General features: G+C 70.5%; 13 protein-coding genes. 2 read left to right on the forward strand and 11 right to left on the reverse strand.

Features of this window, described 5'->3' with window-relative positions; translation table 11 throughout:
• Nucleotides 1-31 precede the first annotated feature (31 nt).
• From ABZZ74_RS18955 to ABZZ74_RS18965, 3 genes are all read right to left on the reverse strand, one after another.
• The gene (locus tag ABZZ74_RS18955) at nt 32-1,657 is read right to left on the reverse strand and encodes a beta-N-acetylhexosaminidase (protein ID WP_356766255.1); all 1,626 of its coding nucleotides are present in this window, start codon (nt 1,655-1,657) and stop codon (nt 32-34) included.
• 230 nt (nt 1,658-1,887) lie between these two features.
• Nucleotides 1,888-2,169: a DUF3039 domain-containing protein gene (locus ABZZ74_RS18960; protein WP_133046286.1), complete on the reverse strand. Its 282-nt coding sequence runs from the start codon at nt 2,167-2,169 to the stop codon at nt 1,888-1,890.
• A gap of 29 nt (nt 2,170-2,198) precedes the next feature.
• Complete coding sequence (locus ABZZ74_RS18965; protein WP_356766257.1) at nt 2,199-2,771, reverse strand: YqgE/AlgH family protein; 573 nt, start codon at nt 2,769-2,771, stop codon at nt 2,199-2,201.
• A 255-nt stretch (nt 2,772-3,026) separates the two neighbouring features.
• Between ABZZ74_RS18965 and murA the strand changes: the two genes are divergently transcribed.
• Nucleotides 3,027-4,367 (forward strand): UDP-N-acetylglucosamine 1-carboxyvinyltransferase, encoded by a 1,341-nt coding sequence (gene murA / locus ABZZ74_RS18970; RefSeq protein WP_133046284.1) that lies wholly within the window; start codon nt 3,027-3,029, stop codon nt 4,365-4,367.
• A 168-nt stretch (nt 4,368-4,535) separates the two neighbouring features.
• Here the strand turns inward: murA and ABZZ74_RS18975 are convergent, their stop codons facing one another.
• The 6 genes from ABZZ74_RS18975 to ABZZ74_RS19000 form a co-directional block, all read right to left on the reverse strand.
• Entirely contained in the window at nt 4,536-4,817 is a 282-nt protein-coding gene (locus ABZZ74_RS18975) for an HU family DNA-binding protein (protein WP_006139383.1), read from the reverse strand.
• Nucleotides 4,818-5,156: 339 nt separating this feature from the next.
• A complete protein-coding gene (locus ABZZ74_RS18980; RefSeq protein WP_356766260.1) occupies nt 5,157-6,572 on the reverse strand; it encodes an NAD-dependent malic enzyme in 1,416 nt (471 codons plus the stop codon).
• 298 nt (nt 6,573-6,870) lie between these two features.
• Nucleotides 6,871-9,450, reverse strand: coding sequence for a UvrD-helicase domain-containing protein (locus tag ABZZ74_RS18985; protein ID WP_356766262.1), 2,580 nt, complete (start codon nt 9,448-9,450; stop codon nt 6,871-6,873).
• A gap of 104 nt (nt 9,451-9,554) precedes the next feature.
• On the reverse strand, nt 9,555-10,319 hold the full coding sequence (locus tag ABZZ74_RS18990; protein ID WP_356766264.1) for a zf-HC2 domain-containing protein: 765 nt from the start codon (nt 10,317-10,319) through the stop codon (nt 9,555-9,557).
• A gap of 47 nt (nt 10,320-10,366) precedes the next feature.
• Nucleotides 10,367-10,888 (reverse strand): sigma-70 family RNA polymerase sigma factor, encoded by a 522-nt coding sequence (locus ABZZ74_RS18995; RefSeq protein ID WP_010039908.1) that lies wholly within the window; start codon nt 10,886-10,888, stop codon nt 10,367-10,369.
• 329 nt (nt 10,889-11,217) lie between these two features.
• The gene (locus ABZZ74_RS19000; RefSeq protein WP_356766266.1) at nt 11,218-11,814 is read right to left on the reverse strand and encodes an ABATE domain-containing protein; all 597 of its coding nucleotides are present in this window, start codon (nt 11,812-11,814) and stop codon (nt 11,218-11,220) included.
• Nucleotides 11,815-11,979: 165 nt separating this feature from the next.
• On the opposite strand from ABZZ74_RS19000, the gene ABZZ74_RS19005 reads away from it, so the two are divergent.
• Nucleotides 11,980-12,507: an anthrone oxygenase family protein gene (locus tag ABZZ74_RS19005; protein WP_356766268.1), complete on the forward strand. Its 528-nt coding sequence runs from the start codon at nt 11,980-11,982 to the stop codon at nt 12,505-12,507.
• 81 nt (nt 12,508-12,588) lie between these two features.
• Here the strand turns inward: ABZZ74_RS19005 and ABZZ74_RS19010 are convergent, their stop codons facing one another.
• Together ABZZ74_RS19010 and ABZZ74_RS19015 are read right to left on the reverse strand one after the other, a co-directional pair.
• Complete coding sequence (locus ABZZ74_RS19010) at nt 12,589-13,746, reverse strand: uroporphyrinogen-III synthase (RefSeq protein ID WP_356766270.1); 1,158 nt, start codon at nt 13,744-13,746, stop codon at nt 12,589-12,591.
• 116 nt (nt 13,747-13,862) lie between these two features.
• Nucleotides 13,863-15,242: a nitrate/nitrite transporter gene (locus ABZZ74_RS19015; RefSeq protein WP_356766272.1), complete on the reverse strand. Its 1,380-nt coding sequence runs from the start codon at nt 15,240-15,242 to the stop codon at nt 13,863-13,865.
• Nucleotides 15,243-15,416: the final 174 nt, after the last annotated feature.

Genomic DNA, 15,416 nt, shown 5'->3' on the forward strand with positions numbered 1-15,416 from the left:
TGTTCGGGACGCCCGCTTACCCGTTCGTGAGCTACCTGTTCGGGGGCGTGCCCTCGATCGGACGGCCGAGGACTCCCGGCCGCCGCTGCCACGGACGGGGTCCGGCGGGTGGCCGGTAGGCGACGCCCAGGGCGTCGAGTCGCCGGTAATGAGCGCTCATCCGCCGCTCGAAGTCGGCGAAATCCCGTTCCCCGGGGGCCGGCAGGGAACTCCACGCCACCTCGGCGAGGGCGGCGAGGCGCGGGAAGGTCTGGTAGTCCACGCGCCCCGCGTCCTCCATCACCTCGGTCCACACGTTGGCCTGCGTGCCGAGGACGTGCCGGACCTGTTCCGGCGTCAGCTCCGATGGAACGGGCTCGAAGCGGTAGACGTCCTCCAGCGTGCGGACATACCCGATCGGGACCGGCTCGTCGGCGCCGTCGGCCTGCCGGTGGTCCAGGTACACGTACTGCTCGGGGCACATCACGACGTCGTGGCCGGCCCGCGCGGCGGCGACCCCGCCGGCGTAACCGCGCCACGAGGACACGGCCGCGCCCGGGGCGAGGCCGCCCTCCAGGATCTCGTCCCAGCCGATGAGCCTGCGCCCGCGCGCGCTCAGCCAGGTGTCGAAGTGGCCGATGAACCACGCCTGCAGACCGTCCTCGTCGGTGACGCCGAGTTCCGCGATGCGGGCCTGCGCGGTGGGCGATCGCCGCCACTGGTCCTTGAGGCATTCGTCACCCCCGACGTGGATGAACTCGGAGGGGAAGAGATCGAGGAGTTCCTCGAACACCCCCTCGTAGAAACGCAGGGTGGTGTCAGTGGGGGCCAGTACGTTGGGAGAGATCCCCCAGTTGTCCCAGACGGAGAGGGAAGTGGTGTCGATGACATCCGTGTTGCCGAGTTCCGGGTACGCGGCGATGGCGGCCTGCGAGTGTCCCGGCACGTCGATTTCGGGGACGACGGTGATATGCCGCTCCGCGGCATGGGCGACGATCTCCCGGATGTCGTCCTGGGTGTAGAAGCCACCGTGCGGCTTCTCCTCCCACAGCTCCGAGGCCCGGTGACCGAATTTCGTTCGTGACCGCCAGGAGCCGACCTCGGTGAGCCGGGGATACCTTTCGATCTCGACGCGCCAGCCCTGGTCGTCCGTCAGATGGAAGTGGAAGACGTTGAGTTTGTGCGCCGCCATGAGGTCGAGGTAGCGCAGGACGCCTTCCTTGGGCATGAAGTGCCGGGCGACGTCGAGCATGAGTCCGCGCCAGCCGAAGCGCGGCGAGTCCTCGATCCGGACCAGGGGCAGCCGCCAGGTCCGGCCGGGCAGCGGGGCGCGCCGGAAGGCGTCCGGGCCGAGCAGCTGACGTAGCGTCTGGGCGCCCCAGAACAGACCTGCGGGGCCGCCTCCGACCAGGTGTGCGCCGGTGGGGAGGACGTCGAGACGGTAGCCCTCCGCGCCCAGCTCCCCGGTCACCGCCGGGTCGACGGACAGGCGCAGGACGTCGTCGCCGTCCCCGTCGGCGGGAGCGAGCGGCAGGCCCGTGGCGGCGCCGAGCGTGCCGCGCAGCCACCGTGCCGTGCCGTCCGCGCCCTTTCCCACCGACAGTCCCGTCTGCGGTCCGAGTTCCCAGAAACCGGGGCCGTGCCGGTGTGTGCGGGCGGGCTCCGGAATCACATCCATCACGTCACTCCTCAGAAAACACCCTGCGAACAGGAAGCCGTTCAGGCCGGGATGAGGGAAAACCGGAATTGCGTCACGTCGGTCGCGGCGAGGAATTCACAGGAAAGGATCTCCGGAGTTCGCGTTGCAACATGCGCAATGCACGTTTCACTGTGCACAACATCATACGAAGACCCCCGGGGCGCGCCGAACGGCACCCCGGGGGCCTTGCGAGCCTCGGGCGTTACGGGTTACTTGTCGCCCTTGTCCTTGTCGCCGCCGCCGGCGCCCATGGAGTCGTAGATCTCCTTGCACATCGGACAGACGGGGTACTTCTTCGGGTCGCGGCCCGGTACCCACACCTTGCCGCACAGCGCCACGACGGGGGTGCCGTCGAGGGCGCTCGCCATGATCTTGTCCTTCTGGACGTAGTGGGCGAAGCGCTCGTGGTCGCCGTCGCCGTGGGACACCTGCGGCGTCGGCTCTACGAGGGTCCCCGTACCAGTCCCGCGCTCGGGCTCAAGAGTGCTCATATCGCCAAGGGTACTGAAGCTCACAGGCATCAGTTGAGCGAAGGGTCGTCCGGGTACGTGGCCACCATCGCCAGCTCGTTGCGCTGGCGGCGCAGCACCTCGCGCCAGAGTCTCTCCGGGGACGGCGAGGAGACGTCCCCGGGCTCCGACTCGACGACGTACCAGGCGCCCTCGACCAGCTCGTCCTCCAGCTGACCGGGGCCCCAGCCCGCGTACCCGGCGAAGATCCGCAGGGAGCCCACGGCCGAGGCGAGCAGCTCCGGCGGGGCCTCCAGATCGACCAGTCCGATCGCGCCGTGCACCCGGCGCCAGCCCAGCGGTACCCCGTCGGCGGAGGAGCCGCCGGGGATGACGGCGACTCCGAGCGCCGAGTCGAGGGAGACCGGGCCGCCCTGGAAGACGACCCCGGGCTCGCCGGCGAGGTCCGCCCAGCCCTCCAGGATGTCGCCGACGTCCACGGGGGTCGGACGGTTGAGGACGACACCGAGGGAGCCCTCCTCGTCGTGGTCGAGAAGGAGCACCACCGCACGGTCGAAGTTCGGGTCCGCCAGGGCGGGCGTTGCCACGAGCAACCGCCCTGTGAGCGAGGACACCTCGGTCATGCCAGACATGATCCCGCATCTTCCCCGGGCGTGGGGAGGCAATCGGCGTAAGGAGGGGGAATGCAGCTCAGGGCTCAAAGAGGCACGCGGCGGGCGCACGGGGCGGCCGGTGACCCCATGTGCCCGGCGGTGAACGGGCCGTGTTGTGACAGAGCTATGACGTAGCTGGGCGGTACTTGGGCTTACAGAAGGGGGGTGGGCGGCGATTACCCTTTCCCTTCTGGCCCCTGCCCGACTCATCGGAACGCGAGATACATGACCGTCAACGACGATGTCCTGCTTGTCCACGGCGGAACCCCGCTGGAGGGCGAGATCCGTGTCCGCGGTGCGAAGAACCTCGTACCGAAGGCCATGGTCGCCGCCCTGCTGGGCAGCTCGCCGAGTCGACTGCGCAACGTTCCGGACATCCGTGACGTGCGTGTCGTACGCGGCCTGCTGCAGCTGCACGGGGTGACGGTCCGTCCGGGTGAGGAGCCGGGCGAACTGGTGATGGATCCCACGCACGTCGAAAGCGCGAACGTCGCCGACATCGATGCCCACGCGGGTTCCAGCCGTATCCCGATCCTCTTCTGCGGTCCGCTGCTGCACCGCCTCGGCCACGCCTTCATCCCCGGTCTCGGCGGCTGCGACATCGGCGGCCGGCCCATCGACTTCCACTTCGACGTGCTCCGGCAGTTCGGCGCGCGGATCGAGAAGCGCGCGGACGGGCAGTACCTGGAGGCTCCGCAGCGGCTGCGCGGCACGAAGATCCGGCTGCCGTACCCGTCCGTCGGCGCGACCGAGCAGGTACTGCTGACGGCCGTCCTCGCCGAGGGCGTCACCGAGCTCTCGAACGCGGCCGTCGAGCCGGAGATCGAGGACCTCATCTGCGTCCTGCAGAAGATGGGCGCCATCATCGCGATGGACACCGACCGCACCATCCGCATCACGGGTGTGGACCAGCTCGGCGGCTACGCCCACCGGGCGCTCCCGGACCGGCTGGAGGCCGCGTCCTGGGCGTCGGCGGCGCTGGCGACCGAGGGGAACATCTACGTCCACGGCGCGCAGCAGCGCTCGATGATGACGTTCCTGAACACCTACCGGAAGGTGGGCGGCGCCTTCGAGATCGACGACGAGGGCATCCGTTTCTGGCACCCCGGCGGGCAGTTGAAGTCGATCGCCCTCGAGACGGACGTGCACCCGGGCTTCCAGACGGACTGGCAGCAGCCGCTCGTGGTGGCCCTCACGCAGGCCACGGGTCTGTCCATCATCCACGAGACGGTGTACGAGTCCCGGCTCGGCTTCACCTCCGCGCTGAACCAGATGGGCGCGCACATCCAGCTCTACCGCGAGTGCCTGGGCGGCTCCGACTGCCGCTTCGGCCAGCGCAACTTCCTGCACTCGGCCGTCGTCTCCGGCCCGACCAAGCTCCAGGGCGCGGACCTGGTCATCCCCGACCTCCGCGGCGGCTTCTCCTACCTCATCGCCGCCCTCGCCGCCCAGGGCACGTCCCGGGTCCACGGCATCGACCTGATCAACCGCGGCTACGAGAACTTCATGGAGAAGCTCGTGGAGCTGGGAGCGAAGGTGGAACTGCCCGGCAAGGCGCTCGGCTAGCGGCCAGTCGCACCAACGCCGATGGGGCGGTTACCCGAGTCCGGGTAACCGCCCCATCGGCGTTGTGTTGAGCGCCCCCTGAGGGGCGCGGGGAACTGCGCGACCAGCCACGGCGGTCCCGCCGGCCGATAAACGGCCCGCAGTCACCCGGCGCTCGAAGCGGAGCGCTCAGTTGCCCTTGGCCGCTTCCTTCAGCTTGCTGCCCGCGGAGACCTTGACGCTGTAGCCGGCGGGGATCTGGATCGGGTCGCCGGTCTGCGGGTTGCGCGCGGTGCGAGCGGCACGGTGGGTGCGCTCGAAGGTCAGGAAGCCGGGGATGGTGACCTTCTCGTCGCCCTTGGCGACGATCTCGCCGACGGTCTCGGCGAACGCGGCCAGAACGGCGTCGGCGTCCTTGCGGGTCACCTCGGCGCGGTCGGCCAGCGCGGCCACCAGCTCACTGCGGTTCATGTTGTTACTCCCGTGTTCTTCTTGCCGTTGGGGTGTGCCACGCGGCAGAGCCGATATTGGCACAGCGAAGCCGATGCGCTCGCGCCCAGGGACGCATCCTGCCCCTACCTGCGACGGGAAAGCCAATCCGGCACCCGTTGGAGTCGTGAGTACACCCTAGGGGGTCACACGAAACGCGGGCCGAGGAGGCGCGAGCGTGGCCGCCACCCTAGAGGGTGGCGAGAGGCGCCCGGTTCCACGACTCGCCGGTGCGGCACGTCGTGGTGATGCTCACAGCGTGCCCACAGTACGACAGGCCCGCCCAGCCGCGACAGGCCCGCCCAGCACCGTACGCCACGTCTAGGACGCGGCGCCCGCCGCCTTCGCCGCCTCCCGCACCGCACCGGCCACCGCGCCCGCGACCTTGTCGTTGAAGACGCTCGGGATGATGTAGTTCGGGTTGAGCTCGTCCTCGGTCACCACGTCGGCCAGCGCGCTCGCGGCGGCCAGCATCATCTCCGTGTTGACGGTGCGGGACTGCGCGTCCAGCAGACCGCGGAAGACGCCCGGGAAGACCAGCACGTTGTTGATCTGGTTCGGGAAGTCGGAGCGGCCGGTGGCCACGACGGCCGCCGTCTGACGGGCGATCGCCGGGTCGACCTCGGGGTCGGGGTTCGCGAGCGCGAACACGATGGCGCCCTCGGCCATGGCGGCCACGTCGTCCCCGTCCAGCACGTTCGGGGCGGAGACGCCGATGAACACGTCGGCTCCGCGAACGGCTTCCTTCAGCGTGCCGGTGAGGCCCTCGGGGTTGGTGTTGTCGGCGATCCAGCGCAGCGCCGAGTCCGCGGGAGCCTCCCGCAGGTCCTCCCGCCCGGCGTGCACGACACCGCGGATGTCGGCGACGACGGCGTTCTTCACGCCGGCCGCGAGCAGCAGCTTGAGGATGGCCGTACCGGCCGCGCCGGCGCCGGACATGACGACCCGGATGTTCTCAATCGCCTTGCCGGTGCAGCGAAGTGCGTTCTTGAGGGCGGCCAGGACGACGATCGCGGTGCCGTGCTGGTCGTCGTGGAAGACGGGGATGTCGAGGGCCTCGCGCAGCCGCGCCTCGATCTCGAAGCAGCGGGGGGCGGAGATGTCCTCGAGGTTGATGCCGGCGAACCCGGGGGCGATCGCCTTGACGATCTCGACGATCGCGTCGGTGTCCTGGGTGTCGAGGCACAGCGGCCAGGCGTCGATGCCCGCGAAGCGCTTGAAGAGGGCCGCCTTGCCCTCCATGACCGGGAGGGCGGCCTTGGGGCCGATGTTGCCGAGGCCCAGCACGGCGGAGCCGTCCGTCACGACCGCAACGGAGTTGCGCTTGATGGTCAGACGGCGGGCGTCCTCCGGGTTCTCGGCGATCGCCATGCAGACGCGGGCCACGCCCGGCGTGTAGACCATGGACAGGTCGTCACGGTTGCGGATGGGGTGCTTCGACGCCATCTCGATCTTGCCGCCGAGGTGCATCAGGAACGTACGGTCGGAGACCTTGCCGAGGACGACGCCCTCGATGCCGCGCAGCTTCTCGACGATCTCGTCGGCGTGGCTGGTGGAGGTGGCGGCGATGGTGACGTCGATGCGGAGCTTCTCGTGACCGGAGGCGGTGACGTCGAGGCCGGTCACCGAGCCTCCGGAGGACTCCACGGCGGTGGTGAGCTGCGAGACGGCGGTTCCGCTCGCGGGCACCTCCAGCCGGACCGTCATCGAGTAGGAGACGCTGGGCGCCGTTGCCATGGCCGACTTCCTCTTTCACCTTGACGCTGAGTATGCCGTCCGATGGTCGCACCTACTGCGGAGTAGGCGTTAGCCGCCCCGGATTGCGATCGTTTTGTTCGCGACAAAAGAGGTCCGCGCCCTGCAGGGCGCGGACCTCTTCAACGTCAGTGACACCGACCCGCCATGCTCGCCTCGCGGCAAGTGGTCCCTCTCAGGGACGAAGGTTGGGCCCGGGGGCTTGGATCGGGCCGGTGTCGCATCCAGGCTAACAAACGGATCCCGTCAGGCCATTCCCGTCACGAGAGTTCATCTCCTTCTAATCTCTGAGCAGGTCCGGCACCCCGGCCGGGTCCGGCTGGTCGCGCTCCCCCGACACGACCGTCAGCTGCTGGGTCGCCCGGGTGAGGGCCACGTACAGCACCCGCAGTCCGGCCGGGGACTCGTCCGCGATCTCCGCCGGGGAGACGACGACCGTGGCGTCGTACTCCAGGCCCTTCGCCTCCAGGCTGCCGAGCGCCACCACCCGGTCGCCGAGTCCGGCGAGCCAGCGGGCCGCCTCCTCGCGCCGCTGCATGGCGACGACGACACCGACGGTGCCGTCGACGAGGTCGAGGAGGCGGGCGGCCTCGGCGCGGACGGTCTGCGCGAGGGAGTCGCGTACGACGGTGAAGCGCGGTTGTACGCCGGTGGAGCGGACCGCCGAGGGGGACTCGGCGCCCGGCATGGCGAGGGCGAGGACCTTGGAGGCGAGTTCGGCGATCTCGGCGGGGTTGCGGTAGTTGACGGTGAGCTGGAAGCGGCGGCGCGGGCGGGTGCCGAGGGCCTCGTCGCGGGCCTCGGCCGCCTCGTCGGGGTCGGACCAGGAGGACTGGGCGGGGTCGCCGACGACCGTCCAGGTGGCGTGCCGGCCGCGGCGGCCGACCATCCGCCACTGCATCGGGGTGAGGTCCTGGGCCTCGTCGACGATGACGTGGGCGTACTCGGTGCGCTCCTGCGCGAGGCGTTCGGCGCGCTCGCGCTGCGACTCCTCGCGCATCGGCATCAGCTCCTCCAGGCCGGTCAGCTGGTCCAGCGGGTCCAGCTCGCGCTTCTTCCGGGGCCGGGCGGGGACGCCGAGGATGGACTGGAGCTCGTCGAGCAGGGCGATGTCGTGCACGGAGAGGCCGTCGCGGCGCAGCGAGCGGGCGACGCGGCGGACCTCGCCGGGGTTGAGGATCCGGCGGGCCCAGCGGCCCAGGCGGCGCTCGTCGGCCATCGCCTCCAGCACGGCCCGCGGGGTCAGCTCGGGCCACCAGGCGTCGAGGAACTCGGTGAAGGAGTCCTCGGTGGTGATGTCCTCGTCGAAGGAGGAGCGCAGTTCGGCGGCGAGCTCGGGGTCGGAGTGCCGGGTGCCGGCGCCGGACTGCTCCCAGAGGGCGTCGAGGAGCAGCTTGCGGGCGCGGGGGCGCAGCAGGTTGACGGGCGCGGTGCCGCCGAGGGCGGTGCGGCGGATCCGTTCCAGCGCGTCCGCCTCCAGCTCCAGCCGACGCCCGAAGGCGACGACGCGCAGACGGGTGGGGGGCCCGGCGGGCGCCGGCGCGGCTACGGGCGGGCCGAAGCCGTCCCCGCTCCTGTTCCCGTTCCGGTCGCCGGCCCCGTCCCCGTCGCCGAAGGCGAGCTGCTCCGGGCGGTCCGGCCCGGCGGAGGCGGACTCGTCCGTGTCGTCGGTGGCGTCCGGGCCCTCCTCGCCGACGCCGAGCCGGCCGGAGCCCGGGCCGGCACGGCGGCGGGAGGCGGCGGCGTTCGAGGCGGCGAGCGGGCGCCCCCCGGCACCCGGACCGCCCGGCCCCCCGTCCGGACCGCCCTGCCCCAGCTCCAGCGCGCCCCGCGCCGCCTTTCGCAGGACCTTGAGCATGCGGTACGAGCCCTTGGCGCGGGCGGTGGACGGGGAGTCGTACAGGGTGGCCTCCGCGCCGTCGACCAGGGAGCCGATCGCGCGGATGGCGACCTGGCCCTCCTCGCCGAGGGAGGGCAGGACGCCCTCGGTGTAGGCGACCAGCAGGGGGGTCGGGGAGACGATGAGGATGCCGCCCGCGTACCGGCGCCGGTCCTGGTAGAGGAGGTAGGCGGCGCGGTGCAGGGCGACGGCGGTCTTGCCGGTGCCGGGGCCGCCCTCGACGTAGGTCACCGAGGCGGCGGGGGCGCGGATGACCAGGTCCTGCTCGGCCTGGATGGAGGCGACGATGTCCCGCATGGTGTGGCTACGGGCCTGGCCGAGCGCGGCCATCAGTGCGCCGTCGCCGATGGCGGGCAGTTCCTGGCCGTCGAGGCGGGCCTTGAGCTCGGGGCGCATCAGGTCGTCCTCGACGCCGAGGACGCGGCGGCCCTTGGAGCGGATGACCCGGCGCCGTACTACGCGGCCGGGGTCGACGGGGGTGGAGCGGTAGAAGGGGGCGGCCGCGGGCGCCCGCCAGTCGATGACCAGGGGCGCGTACTCGGCGTCGAGGACACCGATCCGCCCGATGTGCAGTGTCTCGGCGATGTCGGCCGTGCCGTCCTCGCGCACGGCGCCCTCGGCGGGCTCCACGGCGGTGTAGGCGCCGTCCGGCCCCTTCTTGCCGTCCTTGCCGAGCAGCAGGTCGATCCGTCCGAAGAGGAAGTCCTCGAACTCGTTGTTCAGCCGGCTGAGGTGTATGCCGGCCCGGAAGACCTGGGCGTCCCGCTCGGCGAGCGCCCCGGGTGTGCCGACCTGGCCGCGCTTGGCCGCGTCGTTCATCAGGAACTCGGCCTCATGGATCTTCTCCTCGAGCCGCCGGTAGACCCGGTCCAGGTGTTCCTGTTCGACGCTGATCTCTCGGTCCCGTACGGAGTCGTGATCCGAGCCGACCGCGGTTTCCTGCTGAGCCTGAGCGGCCACCGGGCCCCCTTCTGACGTGCTGGGCAGCCGTCAACCGTACGCGAAGGGGACCCGTCAAAGCTACGTGGCGGCGCGCGTCGGTCCCACGAGGGGACCGACAAGTGCTACGCGTCGACCTGGACGAGCTTCTTGCCGTCGAAGGTCATGACCTCGAAGTGGTCGATCTCGTTGGGCTGGAAGGCCGCGCCGCCCTGCGCGTACAGAGGCTGCTTCGCCTCCTCGACCTTCGCGTTCGGGATGCCGTAGCCCCACTTGGGGACCGACCAGGAGGACATGGTCTCGCGCTCGCCGTTCTTGCCGACGGCGATGAGCGAGCACTTGAGCGGTCCCTTGACGTTGCTGAGCTCGACGACGCCCCAGGTGCCCCAGTCCTTCTTCTCCATGGCCACGGTCGCCTGGACCTTGGTGGAGGAGTCGGTCGCCGACACCTTGTCGGAGATCTGACCGAAGGCCGCCTTGGCGCCGGCCGCCAGCGGGGTGGCGGTGGTGCCGCCCGAGCTGCTGCCGCCGTTCGCGGCCATCACCGCGAGCGGACCGCCGATGATCAGCGCGGCCGCGGCCGCGACCAGGTAGAAGCCCTTGCGGCGCTTCACCGCCCGGCGCTCGGCGACCTCGTCGACCAGCTTCTCCGCGAGCCGTGGGCTGGGCCGTGCGGAGAGCGATTCGCCGATCGCGGGCGTGCCGGTCCCCGGCAGGTCCGCGAGCGCCGCCAGCATGGGTTCCATCCCCGCCAGCTCGTCGAGCTGCTGGGCGCACCACTCGCAGGTGGCGAGATGAGCCTCGAAGGCGGTCGCCTCGGCGTCGTCGAGAATGCCGAGGGCGTAGGCACCGACCGTTTCGTGCTCGCTCGGGCCCGGAGATCCCATCATGGGGCCAGACATACCCGAACCACCTGTTCCGAATCCCCCGTAAACACTCATGCCGTCACCCCCCGCTCCTCCAGAGCCAGCTTCATCGACCGCAGGGCGTAGAACACCCGGGACCGCACCGTTCCGCTGGGAATGCCCAGCGTCTCGGCCGCTTCATTGACGGTACGCCCCTTGAAGTACGTCTCGACGAGCACCTCCCGGTGGGCCGGGGTCAGGTCGTCGAGCGCGTCGGACAACGTCATCAGCCACAGCGCCTTGTCGATCTCGTCCTCCGCGGGGATGACCTCCAGCGGCGACGGATCGACCTCCTGCGGCCGGGCCTGCCGGCTGCGGTGGCCGTCGATGACGATGCGGCGCGCGACCGTCACCAGCCAGGGGCGTACCGATCCGGTCGCTCGATTGAGCTGGCCGGCGTTCTTCCAGGCACGGATGAGTGTTTCCTGGACCACGTCCTCGGCGCGCTGCCGGTCTCCGGCGACCAGGCGCAGTACATAAGCAAGGAGAGGTCCGGCGTGCTCCCGGTACAGGGCACGCATCAGCTCCTCATCAGGTTCCGAGGGCTGGGACATGCGATGTCGGGCCCTCGATCCACGTTCATTGGCCACGACGGAATCCTTGCGCACGCCCACCTCCGATGTCCGGGGGTTCCCCCAGTCGGTCGCTCGTGCACAGGTACGGATGTGGTCTCCGTCATGTTCAAAGAGGCACGACAGTTTTCTTCGGAGTGACGTGATGAGTGGGACATGAGAGCACATTCCCACCCCGCGATCTTTACATTTCCGCCACATCGGCAAGATCGAGCCAGCTGCCCGGAGCGGGCCGGAGGCAAACGGGATGTTGTCGAAATCACTTCGACACCAGAATGCCCGTTACCCGGCGTACCGAGCAATCAGGACACTTAGGCCCGGGTGAGAGCCACCCGCCGACGGTGCCGAGCCACCCGTTCGCGGTTCCCACAGACCTCACTGGAGCACCAGCGCCTCCTGCGTCCCCGGGACGAATCGACGTAGAAGATCGGGCAGTTGTCCCCCTCGCACTGCCGCAGCCCCGCCCGCGCGACCGGGTCGGTGAGCAGCTCCACGGCGTCCCGGGCGATCGCCCCGAGCAGCGCCGCGCACTCCGGCGGCCCGTCCAACTCCCTGACCAGCACCCCGTCCTCCCCACGCACGGCACGCGGAGCCGGCGGCGCGGTCCTGGCGAGCTCGTTCACGCGGACGAGCGCGAGGTCGTACGACGGCCTCGGTACGGCGGCGAGCGCGCCGCGCACCAACTGGCCGACCCGGGCCCGCAGTTCCCGAAAGCCGACCAGCCAGCCCGGGTCCGCGTGCGCCAGTGACGTGCCCGGCGGCACGAGTCCCGCGCCCACGATCCAGGCGCACAGCACCTCGACCGAGTCGAACCGTTCCTCGGGATGCGTCGTCGCCAGGAGGTCCAGGCAGATCCGCCCGGCGTCGAAGCGCAGCTCGTGAGGGACCGAGACCGTACCCAGTGCCATGTGCCTGTCACCGCCTGGGGCTGGGGTGGAGAACCGTTCCCCTTACAGTGCCCGTCCGCCCGCGCGGCCGGAACCCCTCGTGCCGGTGAGGTGGTTGGACGAGCGCGTATGCGGGTGCGCGTCTCGGCGATGTCCGGGGCGCCACGCCGTCCGTTGACTTGAGGCATGACGCGGAACAGGACTGTCACGGAACTCGTACTGGGCGCGGCCACGGTCGCCATGGGACTGATCGCCGGGGTCTACTACATCTTCGCCTGCTGTGTGATGCCGGCACTGGCCCGCAGCGACGACCGGGTCTACGTCGAGGTCATGAACGACATCAACGACGTGATCCAGAACCCGGTGTTCTTCCTCTCCTTCATGGGCGCGCTGCTGCTGACGGCGGTGTCGGCTTGGCAGTTGCGGGGACAGCCGAACCGCTGGTGGGTGTGGGCGGCCCTCGCCGCGTACACCGCCGGCTTCCTGACGACCATGGCCTTCAACATCCCGCTCAACAACGACCTTTCCCGCATGACCGACCCGGCGGCGGCCCGGGAGCACTTCGAGCACGCGTGGGTGGCGTGGAACGCGGTGCGCGCGGTGCTGTCGACGGTGGCGCTGGTGTGCCTGACGCGGGGACTGGTGCTGTACGGGGCATTCCGGCGCAGGGGCGATATCAGCCCGTCCGGCGGTGCCCCGTCCGGGGGAGTCTGAGGACGCGGCCGTTCAGGCCGAAGGGGGCCCGGGAGCCGGCAGGCCCCGGCAGACGGCACCCGGAACGCCGGGCGCCCCGCCTCACACGTCCGCGTACTTCGCGTCCGCAGCCGGGTCCAACGCCAGCCGGTACCCCCGCTTCACCACCGTCTGGATCAGCTTCGGCGCCCCCAGTGCCGTCCGCAGACGGGCCATCGCCGTCTCCACCGCGTGCTCGTCACGCCCGGCACCGGGCAGGGCGCGGAGCAGCTCCGAGCGGGCCACCACCCACCCCGGCCGCCGGGACAGCGCCCGCAGCAGGGACATCCCCGCAGGCGGCACCGGCCTCAGCTCCCCGTCGACGAGCACCGCGTGCCCCCGGATCTCCACCCGGTGCCCGGCGATCGGCAGGGCGCGCGCCCGGCCCGGCAACTCCTGGCACAGCAGCTGCACCAGCGGCCCGAGCCGGAACCGCTCCGGCTGAACGGTGTCGACGCCCCGCGCCTGCAGCGGCACAGCGGTGACCGGCCCGACGCAGGCGGGCAGTACGTCGTGGTGGAGGGCCGCGATCAGCTCCGGCAGCAGCCCTCGCTCCTCCGCCCGGCTCAGCAGGGATGCCGCGGCCGGCGCGCTGGTGAAGGTGATCGCGTCCAGACCTCGCGAGACGACGGCGTCCAGCAGCCGGTCCACCGGCCCGATGTCCTCGGGCGGCATCCACCGGTACACGGGCACCCCGACGACCTCGCCGCCCGCGGCCCGCAGTGCCTCCACGAACCCGGGCAGCGGCTCACCGTGCAGCTGTACGGCGATCCGGCGCCCGTCGACGCCCTCCTCCAGGAGCCGGTCCAGCACCTCGGCCATGGACTCGCTCGACGGTGACCACTCCTCGGTGAGTCCGGCGGCTCGTATCGCCCCCTTGACCTTGGGTCCGCGCGCCAGCAGCTCCACCGCGCGCAGCCGCTCCAGCAGCGGCTCCCCGAGCCCCCACCCGTCGGCGGCCTCGATCCACCCCCGGAAGCCGATGGCGGTCGTGGCCACGACCACGTCGGGTGCCTGGTCGATCAGGTCCTTCGTCGCCGCCAGCAGTTCACTGTCGTCGGCGAGCGGCACGATGCGCAGGGCGGGTGCGTGCAGGACGGCGGCACCCCGTCGCTGCAGCAGGGCACCCAGTTCGTCGGCCCGGCGCGCGGCCGTGACCCCCACGGTGAACCCCGCGAGCGGACCGTGCTGACCGGGCTGCGGTCGCTGTTCGTCGTCCATGGCTCTCGTCCCGAACTCGAGTCGTCGTACAGGAGGTACGGCGGTACCTGCATGCCGAACGAGCCTGTCAACGGCGCGTGACAGGCTCGGTTCGGCTACATGTCGCCGGTGTTACGTCACACCTCGGCATAGCTGAGCTGCGGCTTCGCCTCTGAGGCGGTCGCGGCCTCGGCCGTTACGGCCGGGCGGCGAAGGTATACGGCCCAGGTGACCGCGAAGCAGAGAGCGTAGTAGGCGAGGAAGGCGACGAACGCGCCGGTTCCAGAGCCGTAGGACAGGAAGGACTGCCGGAAGGCCATGTTGATGCCGACGCCGCCGAGCGCGCCCACCGCGCCGATGAGGCCCATCGAGGCACCGGAGAGCCGACGCCCGTACTTGACCGCTTCCTCGCCCTGAAGCCCCTTGGAGAGGGCCTTGGCCTGGAAGATGCCGGGGATCATCTTGAAGGTCGACCCGTTGCCGAGGCCGGCGAGCGCGAACAGGACCACGAACGCGGTGACGAACAGGGGGAGCGACTTCTGCATGCTGGCGAGGACCAGGACGGCGGTGGCGGCGGCCATCGCGATGTAGTTGTAGAGGGTGATCTTCGCGCCGCCGTACTTGTCGGCGAGCCAGCCGCCCACGGGCCGCACCAGCGAGCCGAGCAGCGGGCCGATGAAGGTGAGGTAGGTGGCCTGCAGCGGCGTACGGCCGAACTGGTTGGTCAGCACCTGCCCGAAGGCGAAGCTGTAGCCGATGAAGGAGCCGAACGTCCCGATGTAGAGGACGGACATGATCCAGGTGTGGGCGTCCCGGGCGGCGTCCTTGGCGGCGCCGGTGTCGTTCTTCACGTTCTCGATGTTGTCCATGAAGAGCGCGGCGAGGACCGCGGCGACCACGATGAGCGGGATGTAGATCCCGAGCAGCACGCGCGGGCCGCCGCTGGCACCGATGACGGCGAGGGCCACCAGCTGGATCGCCGCGACGCCGATGTTGCCGCCGCCCGCGTTGAGGCCGAGCGCCCAGCCCTTCTTCCTGAGCGGGAAGAAGGCGTTGATGTTGGTCATCGAGGAGGCGAAGTTGCCGCCGCCGATGCCGGCCAGCAGGCCGACGAGCAGGAAGGTGTCGAAGGACGTCCCGGGCTTCATCACCGCGAACGCGGCGACGGTGGGGATGAGCAGCAGACCGGCCGAGATGATGGTCCAGTTCCGGCCGCCGAAGATCGCGACGGCGAAGGTGTAGGGGACGCGGACGACGGCGCCGACGAGCGTGACCATCGACGTCAGCAGGAACTTGTCGGCCGGGGTCAGCCCGTACTCCGGCCCCATGAAGAGCACCAGCACGGACCACAGGGTCCAGATCGAGAACCCGATGTGCTCGGAGAGGACGGAGAAGACGAGGTTGCGCTTGGCGATCTTCTCTCCGGTCTGGTTCCAGAAGGCCTCGTCCTCGGGATCCCACTGCTGGATCCAGCGGCCTCCCCTGCTGAATGCGGGGGCTGTACTAGGGGCTGTCATGACGCCTCCACGGTGCGACGGGCTGATGAGTCCCGAAGGTAGGGAGGCGGCGTTACCGCCCTGTGGCACCGGGTGACCGGAAGGGAACGTTGCTCTCACCCGACGCGGGGGCGGGATGAGAGGTTCCGACCCCGCACGTTACGAACGGCTCCCGGAGGGGGGAGGTCCGGGAGT

Source organism: Streptomyces sp. NPDC006476, assembly GCF_040612015.1.
Lineage (GTDB): Bacteria > Actinomycetota > Actinomycetes > Streptomycetales > Streptomycetaceae > Streptomyces > Streptomyces griseorubiginosus_B.

What these genes read in the sequence shown, in the direction of transcription:
- ABZZ74_RS18955 (WP_356766255.1), bottom strand. Translation starts at nt 1,657, where the DNA reads ATGGATGTGATTCCGGAGCCCGCCCGCACACACCGGCACGGCCCCGGT.
- ABZZ74_RS18960 (WP_133046286.1), bottom strand. Translation starts at nt 2,169, where the DNA reads ATGAGCACTCTTGAGCCCGAGCGCGGGACTGGTACGGGGACCCTCGTA.
- ABZZ74_RS18965 (WP_356766257.1), bottom strand. Translation starts at nt 2,771, where the DNA reads ATGACCGAGGTGTCCTCGCTCACAGGGCGGTTGCTCGTGGCAACGCCC.
- murA (WP_133046284.1), top strand. Translation starts at nt 3,027, where the DNA reads ATGACCGTCAACGACGATGTCCTGCTTGTCCACGGCGGAACCCCGCTG.
- ABZZ74_RS18975 (WP_006139383.1), bottom strand. Translation starts at nt 4,817, where the DNA reads ATGAACCGCAGTGAGCTGGTGGCCGCGCTGGCCGACCGCGCCGAGGTG.
- ABZZ74_RS18980 (WP_356766260.1), bottom strand. Translation starts at nt 6,572, where the DNA reads ATGGCAACGGCGCCCAGCGTCTCCTACTCGATGACGGTCCGGCTGGAG.
- ABZZ74_RS18990 (WP_356766264.1), bottom strand. Translation starts at nt 10,319, where the DNA reads ATGATGGGATCTCCGGGCCCGAGCGAGCACGAAACGGTCGGTGCCTAC.
- ABZZ74_RS18995 (WP_010039908.1), bottom strand. Translation starts at nt 10,888, where the DNA reads ATGTCCCAGCCCTCGGAACCTGATGAGGAGCTGATGCGTGCCCTGTAC.
- ABZZ74_RS19000 (WP_356766266.1), bottom strand. Translation starts at nt 11,814, where the DNA reads ATGGCACTGGGTACGGTCTCGGTCCCTCACGAGCTGCGCTTCGACGCC.
- ABZZ74_RS19005 (WP_356766268.1), top strand. Translation starts at nt 11,980, where the DNA reads ATGACGCGGAACAGGACTGTCACGGAACTCGTACTGGGCGCGGCCACG.
- ABZZ74_RS19010 (WP_356766270.1), bottom strand. Translation starts at nt 13,746, where the DNA reads ATGGACGACGAACAGCGACCGCAGCCCGGTCAGCACGGTCCGCTCGCG.
- ABZZ74_RS19015 (WP_356766272.1), bottom strand. Translation starts at nt 15,242, where the DNA reads ATGACAGCCCCTAGTACAGCCCCCGCATTCAGCAGGGGAGGCCGCTGG.